Origin of the sequence: Xanthomonas sp. WHRI 6108, from assembly GCF_040202385.2 — a bacterium.
GTDB lineage: Bacteria > Pseudomonadota > Gammaproteobacteria > Xanthomonadales > Xanthomonadaceae > Xanthomonas > Xanthomonas arboricola.
This window is the reverse complement of record NZ_CP168198.1, coordinates 939,740-964,940: the sequence shown is the minus strand read 5'-3', so window position 1 is coordinate 964,940 and position 25,201 is coordinate 939,740. Positions and strand designations below refer to the sequence as shown.

Here is a 25,201-nt window from a genome sequence, read left to right as displayed (position 1 = left end):
CAGCAATCTCGCCGCTGCCCTCGCTCTACTGGTCACCTGACCCACACAGCAACCGCACAAGACCGAAGGCCGGAACTGCTCTCCCGATTCCCGATTCCCGATTCCCGAATCCCGAATCCCCACCCAGCTACAATGCCACCATGCAGATCGGCCCCTACTCCATCGACCCGAAAGTGATCCTGGCCCCGATGGCCGGCGTCACCGACAAGCCGTTCCGGCTGCTGTGCAAGCGGCTGGGCGCCGGGCTGGCGGTGTCGGAGATGACCATCTCCGACCCGCGCTTCTGGGGCACGCGCAAATCGCTGCACCGCATGGATCATGCCGGCGAGCCGGATCCGGTCAGCGTGCAGATTGCCGGCACCGAGCCGCAGCAACTGGCCGAGGCGGCGCGCTACAACGTCGACCACGGTGCGCAGCTGATCGACATCAACATGGGCTGCCCGGCCAAGAAGGTCTGCAACGCCTGGGCCGGCTCGGCGCTGATGCGCGACGAAGACCTGGTGGCACGCATCCTCAGCGCGGTGGTGCAGGCGGTGGATGTGCCGGTGACCCTGAAGATCCGCACCGGGTGGGACTGCGATCACCGCAACGGCCCGACCATCGCGCGCATCGCGCAGGACTGCGGGATCGCCGCGCTGGCCGTGCACGGGCGTACCCGCGATCAGCATTACACCGGCACTGCCGAGTACGCCACGATTGCGCAGATCAAGGCGGCGCTGCAGATTCCGGTGATCGCCAACGGCGATATCGACTCGCCGCAGAAGGCGGCGCTAGTGCTGCGCGAGACCGGCGTGGATGCGGTGATGATCGGGCGTGCCGCGCAGGGGCGCCCGTGGATCTTCGGCGAGGTGGCGCACTATCTGTCCACCGGCGAGTTGTTGCCGCCGCCGTCGTTGGCGTTCGTGCGCGACACCCTGCTCGGCCATCTGGACGCGCTGCATGCGTTCTACGGGCAGCCTCAGGGCGTGCGCATCGCGCGCAAGCATCTGGGCTGGTACGCCAAGGATCACCCGCAGAGCGCCGACTTCCGTGCAGTGGTCAATCGCGCCGAAACGCCGGAAGCGCAGCTGGAACTGACCCGCGCGTATTTCGACGCCTTGATCGCCGGTGTGCCGCCAGCGTTGTCGGTTGCCGCCTGAGTTTTCCTGCGTTGTTGGAGCTGCAGCCATGACCGCACCAAGCGACACCCCGACCTATCTGCATGGGTTTTCGTCCACCGAACAGGCACGCCTGCTCAAACAGGCGCGCCTGCTGGAAGCCACGCTGTTCAACCAGATCGACTACAGCGGCGCACGCCGGCTGCTGGAAGTGGGCAGCGGCGTGGGCGCGCAGACCGAAATCCTGCTGCGCCGCTTTCCCGACCTGCATGTCACCGGCGTGGACCTGAGCGAGGCGCAGTTGGGCGCGGCACGTGCCAATCTGGAACGGCTGGCATGGTGCCGCGAGCGCTACACGCTGCAGCAGGCCGATGCCAGCGATCTGCCGTTCGAGGCGCGTCAGTTCGATGCGGCGTTCCTGTGCTGGGTGCTGGAGCATGTGCCCTCGCCTGCGCGCGTGCTCAACGAGGTGCGGCGTGTGCTGCTGCCGGGCTCGCCGGTGTATGTCACCGAGGTGATGAACGCCTCGTTCCTGCTGCATCCGTATTCGCCCAATCTGTGGCGCTACTGGATGGCCTTCAACGATTTCCAGCACGACCAGGGTGGCGACCCGTTCGTCGGCGCCAAGCTGGGCAACCTGCTGCTGGCCGGCGGCTTTCGCGATGTGCACACCGAGATCAAGACGCTGCATCTGGACAACCGCGAGCCGGGCCGGCGCAAGACCATGATCGGGTTCTGGGAAGAAGTGCTGCTGTCGGCGGCCGACCAGTTGCGCGAGGCCGGTGCGGTGAACGCAGACACCGTGGACGGCATGCGCCGCGAACTGGCGCAGGTGCACAGCGACCCGAACGCGGTGTTCTTCTACTCGTTCGTGCAGGCGCGCGCGACAGTGTATTGAGCCGGCGGGCTGCCCGGACTTGCTGCGTGCGTATTGCTGGGCGAACCGCCTGAGCTAACCTACCGAGCGGCCGGCGCAGGCGTGGTGGCGTGTTCCAGGTCGCCGGTCAGTACCGTGCCGGTGGGCTCGTGCCAGATGCGGCGCCACATCTGCGCCAGCACCTCGCCGATTTGATCGCGCGCCACCGGCGCGCGGTAGGCGGCCTGGATCTGTCGCGGCGTAATCGGTTGCCATTGCCCGTCTTGGCGATGCGCCACCACGAAGTTGAAGTTGTAGTCCGGCTCCAGACCCATGCGCAGGTCGCTGAGCATCAGCTCGTCATCGACCAGGCGTGCGCGCATGAAACCGCGATTGAACCAGGTCAACCGGCGCACCGCGTCGAAACCGGCCACCTCGCCCAGGGCCTGGGTGTTGCTGGAATAGCCGCGAAACTGCATCGGGCCCTTGTCGGCCACCAGCGAGCGTTCGCCGATCACATAACCGTTGGGCGTCATCGCCACCACGCGCCACAGCAAGGTGTTGAGCGGCATCGGCACCGAGAAGCGCGGCGCATCCTTCAAGCCGAGCGCAGCCAGCGCACGGTCCGCTTCCTGGTCGACCAGGTGCTTGGCCAGCAACGACCAGCCCAGGTAGGCGGAGCTGAGCGCCAGCCCGATCACCAGCGCGTGCTGCGCGAGCGGCCGCGCGCGCGCAAACCATGCCACCGCGCAGGCCAGCAACAGCCATAGCGTGTAGGCCGGGTCGATGATGAAGACGCTGGACCACATTGCCGGATGCGGCTGCAGCGGCCACCACAGCTGGGTCCCGTAGACGGTGAAGGCATCCAGCAGCGGATGCGTGATCAAGGCCAGCTGGATCGCCCAGAACCAGCGCTTGGGCGCAGTGGCCACGCGCCCGTTGCCGTAACGGCGAAACAGCCACCAGATCAGCCAGCCCAGCAACGGCAGCACGAACAACGAATGGCTGGCGCTGCGATGCACCGTCATCAGCGTGACCGGATCGTCGGTCAGCGGCAGCAATACAAGCGCATCGAGATCGGGCAAGGTGCCCAGTGCGGCGCCGGCCAACAGGGCTGCACGGCGCTGTCCGGCCGGTGCGATGGCGGCAGCGACGGCGCCACCAAGAACGATCTGGGTCAATGAATCCATCGGCCGATGCTAGCAGGACGGGCATCGTCCAGTGCCATCACGTGCGTTCCGGCCGGCTGGCAGTCAGCCAGCAGCCGCAGTGCTCGCATCGCGCTGCGGCTCGCGGTCGAAAACGACGCTGCAGCCGCCGTCCGCAGCCCTTGCACCAGGACAGCGAACGCTGCACGCCGCGCACGTCCGATGGCACATACCGGCAGCTGCGGTCTGCCGGCAGCTGCTGCGCCTGGCCAACCTCAGGCCGCGCGCTGCTGCGCGGCATGAGGTTGCGGCGCCAGCTCGGCCAGCACGTCGCCGTGATGATTGACCAGTTGCAGTGCGCCGGACTGTGTCTCGCGCAGCGCCGTCAGGCTCTCCACCCAGTCGCCGGTGTTGGCGTAGAGATGGCCGGCCTGCATGCGCAGTGCGGCGCGATGGATGTGCCCACAGACGATGCCATCCAGATCGCGGCGCACCACATCGGCCAGGCCGGCCGCCACGAAGCGGCCGATGTAGCGCTCGGCCGCACCGCTGCGGCGCTTGAGAAACTCGGCCAGCGACCAGTAGCGCATGCCCAGGCGCCGCCGCAGACGATTGGTCAGCTGATTGCCGGTGAGGATGCGGTAATAGAGCCAGTCGCCAAATCGTTCCTGCAAGCCGCCGAAATGGGTTTGCGCGTCGTAATCGTCGCCGTGGGTGACCAGCAGCCGGCGCCCGTCCAGCAAGGTGTGGACGCTGCGTCGGCGCACCTGCATGGCCGGCATTACCAGACCACAGAAGCGGCGGATGGCACGGTCGTGGTTGCCGGGCACGTAGATGATCTCGGTGCCGCGCCTGGCCTGCGCATGCAGGGCGGCGATCACCTGCTGATGCGCCGCATCCCAGACCGCGCGCCGCTGCGACATCCACCACAGGTCGATGATGTCGCCGACCAGATACAGGGTCTGGCAACGCTGGCGGCCGATGAACGCGGCGATCTCGGCGGCATGGCAGTGCCGCGAGCCCAGGTGCAGGTCGGACAGGAACAGGGCGCGGACGGGAGGGTGCAATGTGGACACGTGCATGCGGACATCTCCAGGGCAAAAAATGTCGGCCGCGATCGGGCGCTGCGCAGGCAGGCTGCGTGCGCCGCCCGCAGGCATCGGCAGCGCGCTGACACAGATGCGCCCCGCAGCAAGCCGCGGCGTAGCACTGCAATCGGACGCGCGCATCCCGGCTCGTGGTCGCCATGGCAGCCATGCGCCCCTCGCCCCGGCACGCTGTCCGACGATATGGCTCATTCCCCTCCAGCGGCGTGGCTGCACGCGGCCATGCCGCCAGGCACGCGCGCATGCTGACAGTTCAGTACGACCGCTGCATGGCAAGCTGACGACACCCGGATGACCGTGCAAACCCCCGCCACGACACGGGTTTAACGCCACAGCGGGCTGTTCAGGCGCACAATGCACAGGGTTGTCGGACGGTGTATCATCCGCACCCATCTTTTCATCCGAATTAAGGGATATAAGCCTGATGTCCAGCTACCTGTTCACCTCCGAATCGGTCTCCGAAGGCCATCCGGACAAGATCGCCGACCAGATCTCCGACGCAGTGCTGGATGCCATTCTGGCCCAGGACAAGCGCGCCCGCGTGGCGTGCGAGACGATGGTCAAGACGGGCGTGGCGATCGTTGCCGGCGAAGTGACCACCAGTGCCTGGATCGACCTAGAAGCGCTGACCCGCAAGGTCATTCTGGACATCGGCTACAACAGCTCCGACGTCGGCTTCGACGGCGAGACCTGTGGCGTGCTCAACCTGATCGGCAAGCAGTCGCCGGACATCAACCAGGGCGTGGATCGCAAGAACCCGGAACAGCAGGGCGCCGGCGACCAGGGCCTGATGTTCGGCTACGCGACCAACGAGACCGACAGCCACATGCCGGCCGCGATCCATCTGGCGCACCGCCTGGTCGAGCAGCAGGCCAAGATCCGCAAGAAGAAGAACTCGGCGCTGTCGTGGCTGCGTCCGGACGCCAAGTCGCAGGTCACCCTGCGCTACGAAGACGGCGTTGCGACCGCGATCGACGCGGTGGTGCTGTCGACCCAGCACGATCCGGGCATCAAGCAGAAGGATCTGGTCGAGGCCGTGCGTGAGGAAATCCTCAAGCCGGTGCTGCCGGCCAAGTGGCTGCACAAGGGCACCAAGTTCCACATCAACCCGACCGGCAAGTTCGTGATCGGCGGGCCGGTGGGCGATTGCGGCCTGACCGGCCGCAAGATCATCGTCGACACCTACGGCGGCTGGGCGCGTCACGGTGGCGGTGCGTTCTCCGGCAAGGATCCGTCCAAGGTCGATCGCTCGGCAGCCTACGCCGCGCGCTATGTGGCCAAGAACGTGGTGGCTGCCGGCCTGGCCGACCGTTGCGAAGTGCAGGTCTCCTACGCCATCGGCGTGGCCGAGCCGACCTCGATTTCGGTCACCACCTTCGGGACCGGCAAGATCGCCGACGAGCAGATCGAAAAGCTGATCCGCAAGCACTTCGACCTGCGTCCGTTCGGCATCATCCAGATGCTCGACCTGATCCACCCGATGTATCAGCAGACTGCGTCCTACGGTCACTTCGGCCGCAAGCCGAAGGACTTCTCCTACACCGACGCAACCGGCGCGCAGCACACCGCCACCGCGTTCTCGTGGGAAAAGACCGACCGCGCCGATGCCCTGCGCGCCGACGCAAAGCTGAAGTAAGCCAGCTGCTCCTGCGGGAGCGAATATAGTGAATTGCACATGGGCCGCTGATGCGGCCCATGTGCGTTTTGGTGGAATGGATGCGTCCAACGGAGCACCACGGATGGATTCACTGCGTGTTCGGTTTTTTGATGCAGCCACCGCGTACTGACGAATCTTCGTGTTGGACGTCTAGTGGGGTTGTGCGAATGCTCCGGTCACTGATGCTTTGTTACTGAGGGCTTCGGCCACTGAAGGCGCTTGCACGCGTAGTGTCTGCCGATCAGCAGTGGCAATACTGGGAGCGCGGGGCCGTGTGGCGGCATGGACGCTGCCACCGAGCCTCCAGGGACGGATTCACGGCGTGTCCCGACACCGGATGCGGCGCCGCGCTGCCGACCGACTCCGTACACCGATCGATCTTGCGCACGACACCTTGCGTTTCATGCATTCTGCTTCGGTTTGCTGCGGGCGCTTGCACGCGTACCAGCGTGGGACACGCCGCAAGTACGTCCATGTAGGCTCTGGCGCGGCATCCATGCCGCTCAAGGTCCCACGCCGGCACCCGCGCAAGCACCACCGATCATTGTCGGCAACTGAGAGAAAAGCGGCCTTCGGTTGACTGGTCGTGGCCTGGATCTTGTTCCATCGGTTCCATGCGGATGCTTCGATGAGCTGAAGGCGCCTGCACATCGCAGCCCCGGCATTGCGTTCAAGGCCCACGTTGCAACTGTTGCTCCAACGCCTGAGCGAACGCCTTCAACGGACACGCCATCCGTTGCTCGCCCGTGCATAGACCCAAGGCCAGTTCCTGCTGCAACGGCGGGTGCGCTAGATCCAATGGCGCCAGCGTCCGCAGTTGATCCAGCGATTGCGCAAGATACCGCGCATGCACCACCTGCTGCCCATTCGGTTCGCGCCATAGCTCCAGCAGCAACGCGCCGCCCGGCGGCGGATCGTCGGCGCCGTAGCCGGGGAGATGAAAGTGCACGCCCAGCAAACCGCTCAAGGCAGCGATATGCGTATCGCTGCCAACGAAGACCGAGACCTTTGCCGCCTGCATATCGCCGAAGCGCTGCAGCACTTCGCGCGCCAGCGGTGCGCCCGAACGTGAGGCCATGTAATGCGGGCGCGCGTAGATGTCGAACAACAAGGCGTGCAGGCGCGAGACCTGCGCCAGCCGCTCGGGTGTGGCGCGGCCCCAGCCGACCTGCGACAGCGGCAGGCCTTCGGCGTATTGCAGCAGCAACACCTCGCCGGTGCCGGAGGTCAGGTCGATCGGCCCACCCAGGGCCAGGCCGCGTCCGTTGGCCGACGGTGCCAGCGTGGACGGCATCTGCGCGAAGTCGCAGGGGGTGCGCGTGCAACCCAGGATCTGCTGCATTGCCTGCAACTCGGCTGCGTGCCCTCGCAGCAATGCGGCGGGGCCACCGGTTTGCCTTTCGATCGCCGCAACCGCCGCCGTGCCATCGAACGGCACCGCGCCGGCTTCGATCGGGCGGAACAACGGATCGTTGCTGCCGGCCGGGCGATGTCCGGCGACGATCCCGCAGCCCGGTGCCAACGCCTCGGCCAGCAAGGCGCCGCTGTCGATGGTGCGCTGATCGGTATTGGCCCAGACCGACACGCTGCCTGCTGCCGGGCACCCGCTACGCGGCAGCACGCCCTGCTGCGCCAGCCACTGGCGCAGATAGTCGCCGTTCAACCGCACACCGATGCGCCCGTGTGGCGTCAGCAGGCTGGCCGGTGTGGACCATTGCGGCCACGGCGCATCGGCATAGTGCGCTGCTGCGGCTTCGCCCTGCAGCGGTGCGCGCACGCCGTGCCGGAAGACAGCGACCACGCGTTCCAGTTGTGCGGTCTGCGCGATTGCGGGCGACCCGGGCGGACGCGGCGTGCAGCCGATCAGCAACAGCGCGCCGAGTGCGAGTGCCGGCATCCGCCATCGCGGCCGCAGCGCTGTCGTCGCACGTTGCCTGGCACCTGCGTGCAACGGCGCATTGATCCCGCACGACGGCAACGACGCGATCCCCATCGCGTCGCTGCCGTCATCGCCTGCAGGCGTCTGTTCACCGCCCTGCCCCATTTTCTTCGCTTGCCTGGAACCCATACGCGTTGGTCATCCGGTTGTTCATCGCGGAATTTACCGGGCCAATGTGCAAGGCAGACGACACCTGGCGGAACTTATCCAACATGTCCGGGTAGCCACCACGCGGCGATAAATGCCCGGAAGCGGTCGCACGGTTGCGGTACCAGAGCGGCCAACACAAGAACGCTGGCGGTCGTCAGGTGGGTGCGGAGGGCGCGCTCAGAATCGAAATGTACGAGTGGTCCGTGATGCTTCCGAGCACGGCCGCCCCGCATGCCGGCGGCGCAGTCGGTGTGTTGGCCGCTCGAAGTGCGGCATCAGTCTTTTCCACCTGCAACTCACCGCATGGTGCGCCGCTTTGAGCAGATCCCCCGCGCACCGACCGTCAGGACGCACTGCACGAGGCAGCGGCGCACTGACATGAGATGGGCCGGCATCTGCCCATCCACACATCTGCCCGAACCGCCTGCGCGCCGCGTCAGCTATCCGGGATCGTCGTACTCCTGTGCATGCGTGCGAGTGATGCCACGCAGATCGGCCCACTCAGGTGCGCAGGAAGATTTCCACGCGTCGGTTGAGTTGTCGCCCGCCGGGGTTGTCCTGTCCATCCAGCGTATTGGGTGCCACCGGTTGCGATTCGCCATAGCCTTTTGCGCCGGCCGACTGCGCGGCACCGCGGGTGCGTAATGCGGCCAGCACCGCCTCGGCGCGGCGCTCGGACAGCGCCTGGTTATAGGCGTCGCTGCCCTTGGCATCGGTATGCCCGCGAACCTCCATGTCCTTGGCGCTGACCTTGCCGAGTGCGGCCGCCAGCACGTCGAGCACGCGCGCGGCGTCGGGGCGGATCTCGGCCTTGTCGAAGTCGAACAGGATGCGCTCGTTCAAGGTGATCAGATAGCCGCACGGTGCGCCGGGAAGTGCGAACTTCTGCAGCAGCGGGAAGCGCCCGGCCGGCGGCACCTTCGGCAGCGGCGGCATGCGCACTTCGCGCGGCGGGGTACCGACGGTGCCGGTGCCATTGCCGCGGTTCTGCACCAGCCCGTCCGGGCCGTTCCAGGTTCCCGAGCCGTCGGCGTTGATGGTGATCAGACCGCGCGGGCCGTTCCAGGTACCGCTGCCATCGCCGTGGTTGTCGACCAAGCCGCTCTTGTCGCTGTTCCAGGTACCCGCCCCCTTGCCATCCAGACTGATCAGGCCGGCCGGGCCGTTGTAGGTACCGGCGCCGCTGGCCTGGACCTGGATGATCGCGTCGTCGCCACCGGCGCCGCTGGCATTGATGGTGCCGCTGCCGTCGGCATTGACGCGGATCAGGCCGCCATCGAAGTTGGCGGTACCGCTGCCATCGGCCTTGAGGTCGAACAGCCCGCCGTCGCCGTTGCGCAGCAGATTGCCGTTGGCATCGACGCTGGTGATACCGGCGTCGTTGATCAGGCTGCCGCCATCGCCGCAGCGTGCCGGCGTCACGCTGACGCCTTCGATCGGGTCGAGAATGTCCTGCAGCGAGGCCTCCAGTGCGCGCTGCGCCGGGGTCACGCCAGCAATCTCCGGCACCACGATCGACGGGATGGCCGGGAACTCGGGCACCGCTTCATCGGCGACCGGTGGCGATGCGGATGGAGGCACTGCGGTCTGCGCTGCCGGCGGCGTGGCACCCACAGGGTCGGCCGCCTCCCGTTGACCTTCGCCGCGGCCGCAACCGGCCAGCAGCAAAGGCACCCAGATCACTGCCGACAGCGTCTTGCGCATTGCGTCTTCCCTGGTTCGAGCGTGTTCGAGAACCGCCTGATAGCACGGGCCAGGTAAACAACGCGCTAAACGCGGCCAACGCAACGACTGCGCGACCGTCAGGCAGTGCGGTCGGTGCCGGGATCGGCATGCTCGTGCACTCCGCCTCCTGCGCGTCGTCCGCACCCACCGGATGACCGCGTGTTGCCTAGGTTTGCCGGCCCAGGCGTGGGCGATCGCAACGCCGGGACGCGTACCGGACAATGGTGCGCATTGGCAGCGGACAAACTCCACACCCCGCGGTGCGTGACTAGTAGCCACACCTTCCAGCGAGGGTGCAGCGCACTCAGAACGTCGCAGGCGTCGCAGCCGGACGCGCGGCCTGCGCCTGGTTTGCGCCTGCCGCTTCGGCTTGCAGCTGCTCGTGCAGGATGCGGCGAATTTCCAGAATCGCCTGCGGGGTTTCCTGCACGCTATGCCAGGAGGTCACCACCAGCTCCGACTCGGCACCGTCCAGATGCGCGCTGCGATACGGCACCAGGCCATCGTCGGACTCGGCCAGCGGCACCTGCGGTTTTTCGCGCCCGACAATGGTGTGGTAATGCACCTGCGGTGAGATCGGCAGGTCCATGCTGGCGCGCACGAATGGGTCGGTATCGCGCAGGTTGTCGATGCTGGTCGGTGGCAGCAGGCGCCGCTTGCGTCGCGGGTCGTCGCCCTGGCCGCCACGCTCGCTGCTGGCCAGGTCCTGAAACACATCGCCGAAGCGATCCAGCAAGGCGATCGGCAAACGCACCAGGCGGCCGACAAAGCGCCCGAGACCACCTTCGGCCAAGGGCGTGCCGCGATGCGGCGCGGCGATGAAGATGGCGCGGTCGACCTGCGGCATTGGCGAAAAATGCAGCAACGGCGACAACTTCGCGCGGATGCGTGCGCCGCGCTCGCCGTCCAGCCGGTAGTCTTCCAGCAGCGAATTCCACAGGCGCTCGCCCGACGAAGACACCAGCAGGCGCCCGATCACCCCGCCCATGCTGTGGCCGATCAACACCATGTCGTGCGATGCGATCGCCGTGCCGGACGGATCGAAGTGCTGCAGGCTGCGCTCCACCAGGGCCTGGATTTCGGCGCGGTTGACCGCCACCGGCGCATTGGTGGGGTAGTACACCTGCCAGATCTGGTAGCGCTGGCGCAGCGCTTCATCGCCCATCACTTCGTTGGCGACATTGACCCAGGCTTCCGGGCTGCTGGCAAGGCCATGCAGCATCAGCAGCACGCGTCGGTCCGGGTCGTAGGGCTGCATCAGATACAGATGCGGGCGGTCGATGCCGCGCGCGCTGCCCAGCATCGAGCGCAGGGACTGCGCGGCAAACCCGGACCTGGCCAGCCACAGGCCATACGCGGCGGTGAAGTTGGCCGCCAGCGGCACGCGCTGGCCATGCAGTACCACTTCGTTCTGGCGATACGGGTCGTAAGGCACCACGGTGACGGCACGACCGCGCAGCACCGCATCCAGCGTATCGCCCTCGAAGCGCAGCAGCAGCGTTGCCGGTGCATACGGCATCTCGCTGAAGGTAGGCAGCGGACGCTCAGGTGTCGCGGCAGCGGCAGCAGATTGTTGCAAGGCCAGTCCGGCAGGGTCGCCGACCACCTGCGGGTCCACCTCGGCCACCAGTTCGGCGCCGAAGCCGTCGCGTCGATACGTGCTGCGCAGCCCATCGAAGCGCAATGCCGAGGCGGCAAAGATCGCGCGCGGCGTGTTGCCGCCGCCCGGCAACCGATATGCAGACATGTCGATACCGACCTGCCAGCGGCCTATGCTGGTCGGCTCGCGCTCGCTCTGGCCGGTCTGCTGCGCGCGTGCGAACAGGCGTTCGATCACCTGCTGCACGGCGTAGTTGTAGTAGTCGCGCACCTGCGTCTGGCGATTTTCGAACGCACGCGCACTGGGCGCCCGATCGGTGAAAAACAGATACGCGTACGCATGCCGCGCGGCCTCCAACCAGGCGTCGACTGCGGCATCGCTCATGGTTGTCGGGTCGCGCCCGCCCAGCGCAATCGCATGCGCGGTCCATAGCTCGGCCTGCGTTGCCAGCCGGCGCTCATCGCCGATGCCTGCGACGGTGGCGAGTTGCTGCAGGCAGGGCAGCGGGTCGCTGCGGCAGGCCTTGGGTTGCAGACCGGCCACCTGCACCGTCTCGCCGCTGGCCTGGCTCAACGCGCCAGTGCTGAGCACATCGCCACGCGTGCGCGCGATGAAGTCGCCGCTGCTGTGCGATTGCACCGTGACCATGGCGCAGCCACTCAGCCACAGGCTCGCCAGTACACCCGCCAGCACCGCGGCGGTACGACATCCACGCAGGCGCGGCATCACCGGGGTGCGCTCGCGGTAGCGGCAGGCGCCGGTGCAAGCGGCATGCCGGCGCGGATGCGCTCGGAAAAATCGGCCGCCTTGTCGGCAGCGATCGCACGTGCGGTGAAATGCCCACGCTGCTTCAGTGTGGCGAAGTCGTAGCCGGGCATCAGCCCATCGTGATCGTAGGCGTATTCGTCGGCGTAGCCGGACAGCAGCAGGCGATGATCCAGCGGCAATGTGGGCTGCAATTGCCGCGCCAACGCAAACACGATCGTGGTGCAGTTGCTGGTGAGCGTGTTGTAGAACGCCGGCGCGCGATTCAAGTCGTTGGCCAAGCCCACGTAGCCCATGAACATGCGGCGCAGCCCGGCCTTGGGAATCGCCAGCCGATACAGATACATGTCCTCGCCGCGCACATTGGTGCGCACGCGCAGGATGTCGCGCTCGTCGGCGGCGACCAGGGTCTCTTCGAAACTGCGGAAAAACCCGCCCAATGCCGAGAACGACTCGTCGCGCTCCTTGCGGATTTCCAGCGAGAACACCACGTGCGAGCCGTCGTCGAAACCGAACGACACCAGGGTGTGCGCGATCGCCGGGCCCATCCAGTACGACAGCGCCAGATCGGCGCTGACCAGACGGTCCAGATCGTACTGGCGGGTTTCCCAGCGCGGCTGGTAGTCGGTTTCGCTATGCCAGTCGAAATTGCGCACGTTGTGCAGCGTGACGATGTTGCCGTGCACCTCGGGCCGCAGGCGCTGGGCGACATCGTCGGCCCAGTCGCGGTCCTGGCTGGGCTGCATCATCCACCACGACACCGCCAGCACCGCAAATGCCGCACTGAAGATGCCCACCAAGGCCCAGTTCTCGCGGCCACGGCGCAGGCCCCACAACGCCGCGATTGCCATCGCGCACCACGAGCCCACCCACGCCGCGCGCACGAACGCATTGCCGGTCAGTGCGAAGTAGATCGCCAGCCCGCCCCAGAGCGCGGCCAGCACCAGCGCCCCCCGCAACGCCCAGCGCCCGATGCGCGAACGCGTGGCCGATTTCATCGGGTGCCGCCTTCCGGCACCTGCATGCCCAATGCGTGCATCAACAGATCGGCCGAACGATGGGCGAGGCGTTTGCGTTCGGACTCGTCATTGCCGCGCAGGCAGCTGCCCAGCATGTCGATCACCAGCAGCAGTTGTTCGTCGTCGACATCGGCGCGGCACAGGCCGGCATCGCGGGCGCGATGCACGAATGGCAGGAAGATGCGCACCACGCGCCGGTCGGCGGTTTCCACCGCCGGGTGCGCGCGTTCGATGGACCGCCAGAAATCCACCAGCGGCGCGGACTGGGCGATGTGCTCGGCCACGTCGTGCAGCAGCACGGCCAGTCCGTCCGGGCGCTCGGCCAGATCGGCGGCCAGCCGCTCCAGGCCATCCAGGCCGCGGGTCATCAGCGCGGTCATCAGCGCGAGCCGGTCGGGGAAATTGCGGTACAGCGTGGCGCGGCCAAGGCCGGCACGCTCGACCACCAGTTCCAGCGGGGCATTGACGCCGTGTTCGCTGAACACTTCGTCGGCGGCATCGAGTATCTGCCGGCGGCGCAGCGCGGCATCAGGGCGGGAAGTCGTCATCGCGGCATTATCGGACAGATTTGTCCGGTTACGCCAGAGTCCGCTTGTCGATTCCGCGCCCTCTCCGACCAACGGTCGGATCGGATTGGACCATCGAATCCGACGGTCCAATCAGCGAACCGGATCAGCCGGTGTTCTGCACGCCTTGCGAGACGCCGTTGACGCAGGCGACCAGCGCGCGCAGCAGTTCGTCGTCCTCGCCATCGGTGGCACGCCAGCGTTGCAGCAGGTCCACCTGCAGCACGCTGATCGGGTCGATGTAGGGGTTGCGCAGGCGGATCGACAAGGCCAGCCGCGGGTCGTGCTGCAGCAGCGACTGCTGGCCGGTCAATGCCTTCACCCAGCCCTTGGTCAGCGCCAGCTCGGCGCCGATGCCCGGGAAGAACCGCTGGTGCAGGTCGCCCGACAGCCGCGAGAACAGCTCGGCGATGGTGAGATCGCCCTTGGACAGCACCATCGCCACGTCGTCGAGGAAGGTGCGGAAGAACGGCCAGTCCTGCGCCATCTCGCGCAAGGTGTCTTCGTGCCCGGCATCCACCGCCGCCTGCAGGCCGCTGCCCACGCCGTACCAGCCCGGGATCACCGCACGCGCCTGGCTCCAGGCAAACACCCACGGAATCGCGCGCAGGTTGGACAAGGCCGCGTCCTGGCCGAGCCGGCGCGACGGGCGCGAGCCCAGCGTCATGCGTTCGATCACGTCGATCGGCGTGGCGCGGCGGAAGTACTGCATGAAATCCGGCGCGCCGACGAAGGCGCGATACGCCACGGTGCTGCGTTCGGCGACCAGGTCCATCACCGGCCGCCAGCGATCCTCGCGCGGCTCGGGCGCACGCGGACGCAGGCTGGACAGCAGCACCGCGCCGGTCATCTGTTCCAGCGAGCGCAGCGCCAGGGCACGGATGCCGTACTTGCGATGGATCACCTCGCCCTGCTCGGTCACACGCAGCCGGCCATCGACACTGCCACGCGGTGCGGCATCCAGCGCGCGGCTGGTCTTGCCGCCGCCACGTGCGATCGAGCCGCCACGGCCGTGGAAGAAGGTCAGCCGCACGCCCAACTCGGCGGCGGCTTCGAGCAGTTCCACCTGTGCGCGCTGCAGCCCCCAGCGCGAGGCGGTGATGCCGCCGTCCTTGCCGCTGTCCGAATACCCGAGCATCACCATCTGCGTATCGCCGCGCGCGGCCAGATGCTGGCGGTAGACCGGGTCGGCCAGCAGATCCTGCACGGTGCCGGTGCCGCCGCGCAGATCGTCCACGGTTTCGAACAGCGGCACGATATCCAGCGGCACCGCGCCGGCGTCGTCGACCAGGCCGCCACGGCGCGCCAGCGCCAGCACGGTGAGCACGTCGGCGCGGTTGTGCGCCATCGAGATGATGTAGCTGCCCAGCGCATCGGCGCCGTGGCGGCTGCGCGCATCGGCAAGCGCGGCAAACACCGCATCCAGTCGCGCATTGCCTTCGTCATCCACGCGCGGCAATGCCTGCTCGCCGGCGGCATACGGACCGAGCAATGCAGCGCGCTGCCTGGCCTCCTGTTCGTCCCAATCCGCCTGGCCGAGTGCATCGGCCACCGCACGCGCATGCACGCTCGATTCCTGGCGCACATCCAGCCGCGCCAGATGGAAGCCGAAGGTGCGCACGCGCCACAACAGGCGGCGCACCGCGAACCAACCGGCGTGCAGGCCCTTGTTGGCCTGCAGGCTGTCCAGGATCAATTGCAGGTCGTGTTCCAGCTCGGACGGGCTGGTGTAGGCACCCTCGGCATCGTCCAGCGTGGCCTGCAGGCGCGCGCGCATCAGATCGTTGAGCAGCCGGTACGGCATGTCGCCGTGGCGCGGACGCGAGCGTGCGGCGTCCTCCGGCAACAGCGCGCGGTAGCGCTGCAGTTGCTCGCTCAACGCCGGGCTCACCGCCACCAGCGTGGTCGACTGGCTGAGCAGGCTGGCCAGTTGCCAGAGTTCCTTCTGATAACGGTCCAGCACCGCACGCCGTTGCGCATCCAGCGTGCCGGCGATGGTGACGGCATCCACGTTGGGGTTGCCGTCCATGTCGCCGCCGACCCAGGTGCCAAAGCGCAGCAGCCGCGGCAGGGTCGGCACGCTGCCGTAGGTTTCTTCGATGGCGTGTTCGAGGGTTTCGTACATCACCGGGACCACGCGATACAGCACCTGGGTGAGATAGAAGCCCACATGCTCGCGCTCGTCCTCCACGGTGGGGCGCACCGGCGAGGAGTCGGCGGTCTGCCAGGACGCGGTCAAGGCCATGCGGAAGCGCGCCGCGTCGGTGGCGCGCTCGTTGGGCGTGCGCATGCCGTCCAGGTTGTCGACCAGGCTGGCGACCATCAGCTGCTCTTTTTCCAGCAGCGCGCGGCGCACCGCTTCGGTGGGATGCGCGGTGAACACCGGCTCCACGTCAATCCGCGGCAACCACTCGCTGAGCTCGTCCAGCGTCACGCCCTGCGCCTTGAGCCGGCGCAAGGCATCGTGCAACCCGTCCGGCTGCGGCGTGTCGGTGCCGCTGCGCTGGTATTCGCGGCGGCGGCGGATGCGGTGCACGCGCTCGGCGATGTTGACCACCTGGAAATAGGTGCTGAAGGCGCGCACCAGCGATTCGGCCTCGCGCGGCTCGCGCCCGGCCAGCTGCTCGCTCAGCGTCGACGGCGGGGCATCGCTCTCGCGGCGCGCAATCGCCGTGGTGCGGACGCGTTCGATCTCATCGAGAAATTCCGCAGAGACCTGCTCGGCGAGCAGGTCACCGACCAGTGCACCGAGCCGACGCACATCGTCGCGCAAGGCAAGATCGGGGGTAGCGAACACAAGACTGCTGCGGTACTCGTTCATCGGAAACGCACACCCTCTCAAGCGCAAAGTCGTCGAAGACTAACCCAAAAGGATTAGATGATCGCGACCGGCACGACGGTTTCAACACCAACCATCGTGCCTGCCCATGACCTCGTAGGAGCGCGCTGGCGCGCGATGGGGCTTCCCGGTGATGCCCCATCGCGGGCAGGTCCGCTGCTACGCGAGGTGGCTGTCCTGGTCATGCTGCGTCGCGCCCGGGTGCGCTCCTACCGGTGATCGCGGCAATCGCGTGGACGGCGCAGCGAATCTTCCCGGGACGCGAGGCGGACGCATTCACCGTAGGAGCGCACCCGGGCGCGACGAGGCGTTATCGATAAAGCCCCACCGCGCGCAAGCGCGCTCCTACCGGTGCCAGCGCACCACCGATCAACGCGTGCGCGTCGCGCCGGTCTCCTTCACCGGCTCGCCGAGATTGGTCTTCAACCACTGCTCGCTCTCGGCCAGCATCTGCAGGATCGACTGCCGCGCACGATACGCATGCGATTCGTTGGGCAGCAGCACCAGCCGCGCGTTACCGCCCAGGCCCTTGATCGCGGCGAACATGCGCTCGCTCTGGATCGGGAAGGTGCCGGTGTTGTTGTCGTCCTGGCCGTGGATCAACAGCAGCGGATCCTTGATCTTGTCGGCGTAGTTGAACGGCGACATCGCCTGATACACCGATTGCGCCTGCCAGTAGTTGCGCTCCTCGGCCTGGAAGCCGAACGGGGTGAGCGTGCGGTTGTAGGCACCGCTGCGCGCGATGCCGGCCTTGAACAGCCGCGTGTGCGCGAGCAGATTCGCCGTCATGAACGCGCCATACGAGTGCCCGCCGATGGCGATGTGCTCGCGGTCGGTGACCCCGCGCCGCACCACTTCGTCCACCGCGGCCTGCGCATCGGCGACCAGCTGCGGCACATAGGTGTCGTTGGGTTCGGCATCGCCTTCGCCGACGATCGGCATGGTCGGGTTGTTGAGCACCACATAGCCGATCGCCAGAAACGCCTGCGGCCCCCAGTAGCTGATCGCGTTGAAGCGATAGGGCGAGTCGGTGACCTGGCTGGCGGTGTCGGCACTCTTGAACTCGCCCGGATAAGCCCACATCAGCAGCGGCCGCGGGCCGTCGCGCTTGGGGTCGTAACCGGGCGGCAGCAGCAGCGTGGCGGTGAGGTCCACGCCATCGGCGCGCTTGTAGCGGATCTGCTCCTTCTGCACGCCACGCAACTGCGGCAGCGGATGGGCGAAATGCGTCAACGCCCGCAGCGCAGGCGCTGCATCGCCCAATGCCTGCACCACATAGTTGGCCGGCTCCTCGGGCGACTCGCGGCTGAGCAGCAACTGCGTGCCTTGCGCATCCAGCAATGCCAGCGGTGCGGAATAGCTCGGCGCCTGCGAATGGAACAGGCGCGTGGCGCGCCTGCTCTGCAGATCGAAGCGATCCACGAACGGGCGGTCGCCTTCCGGCGAGGCGCCCTTGCCGAGCAGGAACAGGCTGTTGCCATCGGCGCCGGTCTGCAGCAGCGTGCGGCCCTTGCCGTCGGCCACGGTCGCCGGCGTGCCGGGATCGTTGTAGCGGTCCTGCGAGGAGCGGTCCCACAGCAATTCGGGCGCGCGCTGCGGCTGGTCCGGTGCAATGCGCCACTGCTTGGTGCGGCGGGTCTTCCACCAGCTTTCGCTGAGGATGGCCAGATCGCCGCGGCCCCACTGGATGCCTTCGAAGCGGCTACCCAGTTGCGCCAGCGTGACCGGCGCGCGCGTAAATGGCGCAGCCTGCATCAGCACCGCATCACGGATCTTGCTCTCGCGTGCCGGGTCGCCGCCATCCTGCGCCTCGGCCCAGACCAGCGTGGCCGGCGCATCGACGCGCCAAGCGATGTCGCGCACGCCGGTGGGCACGGCGTCGTTGCCGGTCGGCAGGCCTTCCACCAATGGCAGCCTGGCGATCTGGCGCACCAGCTTGCCCTGCAGGTCCAGCACCTCGATACGGCGTGCGAAGTTGTCCACCGGCACCAGATACGAGAACGGCCGTTCGCTGCGTTCGCTCAGGATGTAACGGCCATCCGGCGACACCGACAGATTGAGATAGATGCCGGGCGTGGCGATCGGGCGCACCTGCCCGCTCACGCTGACGATGATGGGCTGGCCGGTGGCGTAATACTCGAACACGCGCGCATCGGCCTCGTTGCGCAGCAGGTCCTGATAGGTCGGCAGCGAGCGCACGCCGGCAGCGGCGCTGGTCTGCTGGATCGCCGGGCCGTCCGGCACCGCATCGCGGGTGGGCGGCGCGCCCTGCCCGGCCACTTGCTGCAGCAGCAGCAGGCCGCTGCCATCGGGCAACCAGCGCAGATCGTCGTTGACGCTGGTGTTCAAACCGGCCACCAGACGCCGCGCCTGCCCGGCCGCCACGTCCACCAGCCACAGCTCGTTGGCACCGCTGGCCGCGTCCTCGCGGCGGAACGCCAAGTAGCGCTGATCCGGCGACCAGCTCAACGTGGCCAGCGACAGTGGTGACGGCAGCCCGGCGATCTGCCGCTCGCTGCCGTCGGCCACCGACAGCAGCCATAGCTTGTCGGCAAAGGAGAACCGGCTGCTGGCAAAGGTTTTGGGATGGATGCGCAGGCCGGCCAGCTTGAGTTTGGGCTGGGCCACCTCGGCGATGTCCGGCAACGCCGGCAACTGCACCATCGCGCCCAGGTCGCGGTTGGGCGACAGGTGCAGCAGCGGCGCGCGCGGGGCATCCACCACTGCCTGCAGCGCCTTGGAGGGCAGTTGGTAGCCAGTGCTTGCCGCAGCGGCAGGCGGGCCAGCCGGCGCGACGGCTGCGGCCGCAGCCAGTGGTGCGCTCAGCGCCAGTACGCCTGCCAGGGCCCATCGCTGCTGCCGCCTGCCGTGCCGTGCATCGGGTGTCGCCTGCATTGTCCATCCCCAGTGTCGATCGACTCCGGACCATAGCAGCCACACGCTCCCCCGCTCCCCTGCCGTTGGTTGGGGCGCGTGCCGATTCAAGCCGGCCAATTCATGCCGGAGGGGGGTGCTGCCGATATAATCAACGCTCTCGTCGAGGGGCGCTGCGACCGGTATGGCGGACTGATCCGCCAACTGCACGAAAAGTGCAGGAAATACGGCCAGGCTCGACAAGCATTCATCGTTCAACGGCGCCCCGCATTGCAGACATTGGTCTGCTTACCGGAGCTATTGCATGAACGCTGTCACGAAAATCGCCCCACATACCGATTACAAGATCGCCGACCTCTCCCTGGCCGATTGGGGCCGCAAGGAGCTGGACATCGCCGAGCACGAGATGCCGGGCCTGATGTCGATCCGCCGCAAGCATGCGCAGACCAAGCCGCTGAAGGATGTACGCATCACCGGCTCGCTGCACATGACCATCCAGACCGCGGTGCTGATCGAAACGCTCAAGGACATCGGCGCCAACGTGCGCTGGGCCTCGTGCAACATCTTCTCCACCCAGGACCACGCGGCCGCCGCGATCGCCGCCTCCGGCACGCCGGTGTTCGCCTGGAAGGGCGAGACGCTGGAAGAGTACTGGGATTGCACCCTGGACGCGCTGACCTTCACCCTGCCCGACGGCACCCAGACCGGCCCGGAGCTGGTGGTGGACGACGGCGGCGACGTCACCCTGCTGATCCACAAGGGCTATGAGCTCGAAAACGGCTCCACCTGGGTCGACGAGCCGGCCTCCTCGCACGAGGAAGGCGTGATCAAGGCGCTGCTCAAGCGCGTGGCCGTCGAGCGTCCGGGTTACTGGACCCGCGTGGTCAAGGACTGGAAGGGTGTCTCCGAAGAGACCACCACCGGCGTGCACCGCCTGTACCAGATCGCCGAAGCCGGAAAGCTGCTGATCCCGGCCATCAACGTCAACGACTCGGTCACCAAGAGCAAGTTCGACAACCTGTACGGCTGCCGCGAGTCGCTGGCCGATGGCCTCAAGCGCGCGATGGACGTGATGCTGGCCGGCAAGGTCGCGGTGGTCTGCGGCTATGGCGACGTCGGCAAGGGCAGCGCTGCCTCGCTGCGTGCCTACGGTGCCCGCGTGATCGTCACCGAGATCGACCCGATCTGCGCCCTGCAGGCGTCGATGGAAGGCTTCGAGGTCAACACCATCGAATCCACCCTGGGCCGCGGCGACATCTACGTCACCACCACCGGCAACAAGGACATCATCACCGTCGAGCACCTGCAGGCGATGAAGGATCAGGCCATCGTCTGCAACATCGGCCACTTCGACAACGAGATCCAGGTCGATGCGCTGAACGCACTCAAGGGCGTGGAAAAGATCAACATCAAGCCGCAGGTCGACAAGTACGTGTTCGGCAACGGCAATGCGATCTTCCTGCTGGCCGACGGCCGCCTGGTCAACCTGGGCTGCGCCACCGGCCACCCGAGCTTCGTGATGTCCAACTCGTTCGCCAACCAGACCCTGGCGCAGATCGACCTGTGGGAAAAGCGCGACAGCTACGAGAAGAAGGTCTACATCCTGCCCAAGCACCTGGATGAAGAAGTGGCACGTCTGCACCTGGAAAAGATCGGCGTCAAGCTGACCACCCTGACCAAGGACCAGGCCGACTACCTCGGCGTGGACGTGGCCGGCCCGTACAAGCCGGATCATTACCGCTACTGATCAGCCGGGCGGTTGATTGCCCGGATGTCACCGCTTGAACAGAACGGGCGCCGCAAGGCGCCCGTTTTCTTTGCAGGATGCTGGATGGCCCTGCGTGCAAGCGGCCCCACATGGCGACCAATCTGCGTTCGTGCCTGCGGCATCGACATGCATCGCATGGATGCAACGCCTCGAGCAAGGCACCATTGAATCCAGCACGCCGGGTAGCCTTGTCGTCGGCATGGCAGCTGTTGCCGTGTGCGATACTCGGGCAAGGCTTGCGACTTACCTGCGTGGCAGCAAGACCGGTCAACCACTACGTAACACCCATCGTCAAAAGGAACCAACATGGGCGGCTTCAGCATCTGGCACTGGATCATCGTTCTTTTCTTTTTCTGCAGCATTGCTGCCGTGATCAGCCTGATCGTCTGGGTCGCAAAGCGCGCGTCGCGCAAATCGACTGTGGCAACGACGGGGTCAGCAGTGCCGAAGAGCGCTCAAGCCAGACTGCTGGAGCTGGACACGCTGAGGTCGCAGCAGTTGATCACCGATGCGGAGTACCAACAGCGCCGCAGCCATATCCTCAGCGAGATCTGAGCAGCGGCTGCAACGCATGAACCATGTTTCCGCTGTCCTGGATCAACATGTCCATGTGATCTGCGACAGTGCCCTGCGCCAGCGATTGCTCACGCGCGGCAGTTCGATGCAAGACCGCATCAGTCTGAGCTTCAAGGGCTCTGAGGAACTTGCCGAAATCCTCAGCCTGCTGCAATCACTGCAGGTTCCCTTTGCCGACGCACCTGCGGGCTGGCCCCCTGCGGCCGTCTTCGCGCAGCTCAGGGATCAGGGACTGGTGCAAGGCGCGATCACTACCGTCGCATGGGTCGCCCCGGACATGCCCGCGCTCGGCGTCGGCTAGCACGCATCAGCGCCAGGGGTGCCGGCAGCTGATCCGGTGCAATCCACGCAATGCCGCGCCTGAGACTGTCGCGCTGCGGCAAGGCCGAAAACTGCAGACGCAGCTCGGCTCTGCAGTCGCACCTGCAGCTACGTTTATGCTCGACGAAAGCAAGCGCCCGCGGTGGCGAGCGGAACCGCACTGCCACGCCTGAGTTCAAGAGCAGCGCTGCGTTCCCTGCCACGCGGAAGAATTGCACGACACGCCGTGGCTATCCGCGCGCTACGGCCGCCAGTTCGCATTGCGTTCCCAGAACGCAACGCTGCGCCGGTACGCATCGCGGTCCAGTGCCACACCGGAGCCGCCCTCGTCCACGCCCAGTGCATTGCGCAGCATGGTGATGGGCGCCATTGGAATTTCTTCCGGCTCGGTGGTGTAGAGGCAACCGACCACGCCCCAGTCGGCGTCGATCGGCGCGCCCTCCTTGGCCAGCTGATCGCGGCTATAGAGGATCGGCAGCAGATACGTCGCCACCGGTGGCTCCACACCTTCGAACCAGCGCACCAGCACCGGTAACTCCTGCGTGCTGCGTGCCTCGTAGCCGGAGCGCAGCTGGTGGCGGTTGTCGTCGGTGATCGGTGCAGTGAGGCAGCGCGTCGAGGTCCAGTTGCGGTGCACATGCAGCTGGCAGAACGGCGCATAGCCTTCGATCACGCGCACCGGCGCCTCTTCATTGAGCCGCTGGATGAACTGCTCGGGCGTGCAGTCCTGGATGGCGTTGCGACGACCATCGCGGGGAAACAGACGGGTGCGGGCAAACGGTGTGAGAACGATGGACATGACGGTGGTGGGTGGCAAAGAACGCCAGGGTAGCCTGCAGCCCTGCCATGCGACCACTTACCAGATCAGATCGTCCGGCACCTTGAACTGGCTGTAATAGTCGTCGTCGCTGTCCGGCGCCGAAGGCGTGCTGCTACGGCCATGATCCAGCACCACAGTGTCCGCATCGCGGCTGTAGACCTTGTCGGCGGCGGCGCGCGGAATCAGCTCGAAGCCATCGCCATGCCGCACGATCACCAGCGCTCCGCTGGCCAGCTGGCTGCGCAGCGTGGGATTGACCAGCACGCTGCGGATGACGCGGCCGTCGTTGAAGCGGTAGTCGATCTCTCCATCGCGCTTGACCTTGTTGGTCTCCACGATCTGCCGGACCTGGGCCAGCACTTCCTGCCGCCGCAGCTGCAGCTTGCGTTCTTCGGCCAGCGCGCGATCGCGCTCGGCGCGCTCGGCCTGTAGCCGCGCTGCGTCCACCTTGTCGACCTCGGCCGGTGCCACGGCCGCGCCCTTGGCATGACGCTGCTTGTTCTGCTCGCGCGCGACCTTGTCCACCTGGGCCTTCTTGACCAGGCCGGCCTTGAGCAGTTGTTCTTGCAGCGGATTGCGCATGGGAGGGGAACCGGTGAATGTGCGCCCAGTTTACCGCGCCCCGCGCCACCCAGCCTGACTGCCCAAGCCCGCCCCGGCTGCAGCACCGCGCCGTACCGCGGTACCGCGATCCACCCGCACCGCGCAAAGCGCGACCTGCATCGGGGTTTTCGCGGGTACTCGCATTGAATACGTATGCACAACAGCGATGTTGCGCCGCGATGCACGCTTAGCATCACCGCGCGCTGCACGCCGTGCGCGCGCTTTCCGGAACAGGGGCCGGAGGCCTTGATGCGGGCATCGCACAGCATGCGTGTGCTCGCGCTTACCGACTGGAGATCCATCCGATGCGCGATACGCACACTCCCCCCCCACCCTCACGGCTTCAACGCAGCTCGCGGCTGCTGCTCGCCGCGCTGGTGCTGCTGCTGACCACCGCCAATGTGCAGGCCGATGTGATCCTGCACGCCTTCAATTGGCCGTATGCCACCGTGGAAGCACGTGCCAAGCAGATTGCCGATGCCGGCTATCGCAAGGTGTTGGTCGCTCCCGCGTATCGCTCGCAAGGCAGTGCGTGGTGGGCACGCTACCAGCCGCAGGATCTGCGCGTAATCGATGGCCCGCTGGGCGACACCGCCGCGTTCTCGCGCATGGTGCAGGCGCTGGCCAATAACGGCGTGGAAACCTATGCCGACGTGGTGCTCAACCACATGGCCAACGAGGCCGCGACACGATCGGATCTCAACTACCCCGGCAGCGCCGTGCTCGCGCAATACGCTGCGAATCCAGGCCGTTACGACACCTTGCGTCTGTTCGGCACCTTGCAATCGAATTTCCTGAGCGCCAGCGATTTCGGCCCGGCCCAGTGCATCACCAACTACAACGACGCCTACCAGGTGCGCACCTATCGCATTTGCGGTGGCGGCAGCGATCCGGGCCTGCCCGACCTGGTCGGCAACGATTGGGTGGTGCAGCAGCAGCGTGCCTATCTGCAAGCGCTGAAGGGCCTGGGTGTGACCGGCTTCCGTGTCGATGCGGCCAAGCATATGAGCTTCGACCATCTCAATCGGGTCTTCGATGCGGGCATTCGTTCCGGCGTGTATGTGTTCGGCGAAGTGATCACCGGCGGCGGCAGCGGCAATGGCGATTACGACCAGTTCCTGGCGCCGTACCTGCAGTCCACGCCGCATGCGGCCTACGATTTCCCGTTGTTCAACGCGGTGCGCAATGCATTCGCCATTGGCGCCAGCCTGCAGCAGCTGGTGGATCCCGCGTCCACCGGACAGGCGTTGCCGGGCAATCGCGCGGTGACCTTCGCCGTCACCCACGACATCCCCAACAATGCCGGCTTCCGCTACGCCATCCTCGACCCCGTCGACGAGACGCTGGCATACGCGTATCTGATCGGCCGCAATGGCGGCATGCCGATGGTCTACACCGACAACAACGAAAGCGGCGACAACCGCTGGGTCAACGCCTATCTGCGCGACGACCTGCGCCGCATGATCGGCTTCCACAACGGCGTGCAAGGCAGCGACATGCAGGTGCTGTCGTCCAGCTCCTGCCATGTGCTGTTCCGGCGCGGCAGCCTGGGCATCGTCGGCATCAACAAGTGCGGCAATCCGGTCACCACCACCGTGGCGATGAATGGCAGCGTGCTGTACTGGAATGCGGATTATGTGGATGCACTGGGCTCGGGCAGCGTGGTGCGCATTTCCAGCGGCTCCTACACCTTCACGCTGCCGGCGCGCGGTGCACGCATGTGGCGCCGCTGAGCTGTCGGGTGAGCACGAGGCGTCCGCTGCGTGGTTGAA

General features: G+C 66.6%; 18 protein-coding genes, 1 other RNA gene and 1 riboswitch. Of the genes, 7 read left to right on the top strand and 12 right to left on the bottom strand.

The window, feature by feature from the left end; all coding sequences use genetic code 11:
- The first annotated feature begins 140 nt into the window (after positions 1-140).
- Positions 141-1,139 (top strand): tRNA dihydrouridine synthase DusB, encoded by a 999-nt coding sequence (dusB, locus tag ABQ039_RS04030; protein ID WP_065032042.1) that lies wholly within the window; start codon positions 141-143, stop codon positions 1,137-1,139.
- Between the two features lie 28 nt (positions 1,140-1,167).
- Positions 1,168-1,995, top strand: a complete 828-nt coding sequence (locus ABQ039_RS04025) for a class I SAM-dependent methyltransferase (RefSeq protein WP_024938309.1) — start codon at positions 1,168-1,170, stop codon at positions 1,993-1,995.
- Positions 1,996-2,054: 59 nt separating this feature from the next.
- On the opposite strand, the gene ABQ039_RS04020 is transcribed toward ABQ039_RS04025, so the two are convergent.
- Positions 2,055-3,143, bottom strand: a complete 1,089-nt coding sequence (locus ABQ039_RS04020) for a metal-dependent hydrolase (RefSeq protein ID WP_039523615.1) — start codon at positions 3,141-3,143, stop codon at positions 2,055-2,057.
- Positions 3,144-3,376: 233 nt separating this feature from the next.
- Positions 3,377-4,183: a UDP-2,3-diacylglucosamine diphosphatase gene (locus ABQ039_RS04015; RefSeq protein ID WP_047129583.1), complete on the bottom strand. Its 807-nt coding sequence runs from the start codon at positions 4,181-4,183 to the stop codon at positions 3,377-3,379.
- 448 nt (positions 4,184-4,631) lie between these two features.
- Here ABQ039_RS04015 and metK point away from each other — a divergent pair, with 448 nt between their 5' ends.
- Entirely contained in the window at positions 4,632-5,843 is a 1,212-nt protein-coding gene (gene metK / locus ABQ039_RS04010; protein WP_024938312.1) for a methionine adenosyltransferase, read from the top strand.
- A gap of 691 nt (positions 5,844-6,534) precedes the next feature.
- On the opposite strand, the gene ABQ039_RS04005 is transcribed toward metK, so the two are convergent.
- The 8 genes from ABQ039_RS04005 to ABQ039_RS03970 all read right to left on the bottom strand — a co-directional run bounded on the left by ABQ039_RS04005 (position 6,535) and on the right by ABQ039_RS03970 (position 19,311).
- Positions 6,535-7,761 (bottom strand): histidine-type phosphatase, encoded by a 1,227-nt coding sequence (locus ABQ039_RS04005; RefSeq protein WP_349778194.1) that lies wholly within the window; start codon positions 7,759-7,761, stop codon positions 6,535-6,537.
- Between the two features lie 320 nt (positions 7,762-8,081).
- Positions 8,082-8,158, bottom strand: a non-coding RNA gene (locus ABQ039_RS04000) — sX9 sRNA.
- Between the two features lie 296 nt (positions 8,159-8,454).
- Positions 8,455-9,657 carry an OmpA family protein gene (locus ABQ039_RS03995; RefSeq protein WP_349778193.1) on the bottom strand — a complete coding sequence of 401 codons (1,203 nt, stop codon included), beginning with the start codon at positions 9,655-9,657 and terminating at the stop codon, positions 8,455-8,457.
- Positions 9,658-9,982: 325 nt separating this feature from the next.
- Positions 9,983-12,007: an alpha/beta hydrolase gene (locus ABQ039_RS03990; protein WP_349778192.1), complete on the bottom strand. Its 2,025-nt coding sequence runs from the start codon at positions 12,005-12,007 to the stop codon at positions 9,983-9,985.
- Positions 12,004-13,041 carry a DUF4105 domain-containing protein gene (locus ABQ039_RS03985; protein ID WP_349778191.1) on the bottom strand — a complete coding sequence of 346 codons (1,038 nt, stop codon included), beginning with the start codon at positions 13,039-13,041 and terminating at the stop codon, positions 12,004-12,006. Before ABQ039_RS03985 ends, ABQ039_RS03990 begins: the two co-directional genes overlap by 4 nt.
- The gene (locus ABQ039_RS03980; protein ID WP_102581988.1) at positions 13,038-13,610 is read right to left on the bottom strand and encodes a TetR/AcrR family transcriptional regulator; all 573 of its coding nucleotides are present in this window, start codon (positions 13,608-13,610) and stop codon (positions 13,038-13,040) included. Before ABQ039_RS03980 ends, ABQ039_RS03985 begins: the two co-directional genes overlap by 4 nt.
- Positions 13,611-13,734: 124 nt before the next feature.
- A complete protein-coding gene (gene ppc, locus ABQ039_RS03975) occupies positions 13,735-16,449 on the bottom strand; it encodes a phosphoenolpyruvate carboxylase (RefSeq protein WP_184551436.1) in 2,715 nt (904 codons plus the stop codon).
- A 387-nt stretch (positions 16,450-16,836) separates the two neighbouring features.
- Positions 16,837-19,311: a prolyl oligopeptidase family serine peptidase gene (locus tag ABQ039_RS03970; RefSeq protein ID WP_374057856.1), complete on the bottom strand. Its 2,475-nt coding sequence runs from the start codon at positions 19,309-19,311 to the stop codon at positions 16,837-16,839.
- Between the two features lie 189 nt (positions 19,312-19,500).
- Positions 19,501-19,614, top strand: a riboswitch (S-adenosyl-L-homocysteine riboswitch).
- A gap of 31 nt (positions 19,615-19,645) precedes the next feature.
- On the opposite strand from ABQ039_RS03970, the gene ahcY reads away from it, so the two are divergent.
- The 3 genes from ahcY to ABQ039_RS03955 all read left to right on the top strand — a co-directional run bounded on the left by ahcY (position 19,646) and on the right by ABQ039_RS03955 (position 21,986).
- A complete protein-coding gene (gene ahcY, locus ABQ039_RS03965; RefSeq protein ID WP_016902210.1) occupies positions 19,646-21,088 on the top strand; it encodes an adenosylhomocysteinase in 1,443 nt (480 codons plus the stop codon).
- A 327-nt stretch (positions 21,089-21,415) separates the two neighbouring features.
- Entirely contained in the window at positions 21,416-21,664 is a 249-nt protein-coding gene (locus ABQ039_RS03960; protein WP_046345726.1) for an SHOCT domain-containing protein, read from the top strand.
- 16 nt (positions 21,665-21,680) lie between these two features.
- Positions 21,681-21,986, top strand: a complete 306-nt coding sequence (locus tag ABQ039_RS03955) for a hypothetical protein (protein WP_102581985.1) — start codon at positions 21,681-21,683, stop codon at positions 21,984-21,986.
- 261 nt (positions 21,987-22,247) lie between these two features.
- Here ABQ039_RS03955 and ABQ039_RS03950 read toward each other — a convergent pair whose 3' ends face one another.
- Both ABQ039_RS03950 and ABQ039_RS03945 read right to left on the bottom strand, forming a co-directional pair.
- Entirely contained in the window at positions 22,248-22,805 is a 558-nt protein-coding gene (locus ABQ039_RS03950) for a DUF3228 family protein (RefSeq protein ID WP_024938322.1), read from the bottom strand.
- Between the two features lie 57 nt (positions 22,806-22,862).
- Positions 22,863-23,408, bottom strand: a complete 546-nt coding sequence (locus ABQ039_RS03945) for a DUF2058 domain-containing protein (protein ID WP_046345723.1) — start codon at positions 23,406-23,408, stop codon at positions 22,863-22,865.
- 383 nt (positions 23,409-23,791) lie between these two features.
- Between ABQ039_RS03945 and ABQ039_RS03940 the strand changes: the two genes are divergently transcribed.
- Positions 23,792-25,162, top strand: a complete 1,371-nt coding sequence (locus ABQ039_RS03940) for an alpha-amylase family protein (RefSeq protein WP_024938324.1) — start codon at positions 23,792-23,794, stop codon at positions 25,160-25,162.
- Positions 25,163-25,201: the final 39 nt, after the last annotated feature.

Bases quoted from the DNA above. Each gene is read 5' to 3' on its own strand.
- ABQ039_RS03995 (WP_349778193.1), bottom strand. From the start codon at position 9,657: ATGCGCAAGACGCTGTCGGCAGTGATCTGGGTGCCTTTGCTGCTGGCC.
- ahcY (WP_016902210.1), top strand. From the start codon at position 19,646: ATGAACGCTGTCACGAAAATCGCCCCACATACCGATTACAAGATCGCC.
- ABQ039_RS03955 (WP_102581985.1), top strand. From the start codon at position 21,681: ATGAACCATGTTTCCGCTGTCCTGGATCAACATGTCCATGTGATCTGC.
- dusB (WP_065032042.1), top strand. From the start codon at position 141: ATGCAGATCGGCCCCTACTCCATCGACCCGAAAGTGATCCTGGCCCCG.
- ABQ039_RS04020 (WP_039523615.1), bottom strand. From the start codon at position 3,143: ATGGATTCATTGACCCAGATCGTTCTTGGTGGCGCCGTCGCTGCCGCC.
- ABQ039_RS04015 (WP_047129583.1), bottom strand. From the start codon at position 4,183: ATGCACGTGTCCACATTGCACCCTCCCGTCCGCGCCCTGTTCCTGTCC.
- ABQ039_RS03950 (WP_024938322.1), bottom strand. From the start codon at position 22,805: ATGTCCATCGTTCTCACACCGTTTGCCCGCACCCGTCTGTTTCCCCGC.
- ppc (WP_184551436.1), bottom strand. From the start codon at position 16,449: ATGAACGAGTACCGCAGCAGTCTTGTGTTCGCTACCCCCGATCTTGCC.
- ABQ039_RS03945 (WP_046345723.1), bottom strand. From the start codon at position 23,408: ATGCGCAATCCGCTGCAAGAACAACTGCTCAAGGCCGGCCTGGTCAAG.
- ABQ039_RS04025 (WP_024938309.1), top strand. From the start codon at position 1,168: ATGACCGCACCAAGCGACACCCCGACCTATCTGCATGGGTTTTCGTCC.
- ABQ039_RS03960 (WP_046345726.1), top strand. From the start codon at position 21,416: ATGGGCGGCTTCAGCATCTGGCACTGGATCATCGTTCTTTTCTTTTTC.
- ABQ039_RS03980 (WP_102581988.1), bottom strand. From the start codon at position 13,610: ATGACGACTTCCCGCCCTGATGCCGCGCTGCGCCGCCGGCAGATACTC.
- metK (WP_024938312.1), top strand. From the start codon at position 4,632: ATGTCCAGCTACCTGTTCACCTCCGAATCGGTCTCCGAAGGCCATCCG.
- ABQ039_RS04005 (WP_349778194.1), bottom strand. From the start codon at position 7,761: ATGCCGGCACTCGCACTCGGCGCGCTGTTGCTGATCGGCTGCACGCCG.
- ABQ039_RS03985 (WP_349778191.1), bottom strand. From the start codon at position 13,041: ATGAAATCGGCCACGCGTTCGCGCATCGGGCGCTGGGCGTTGCGGGGG.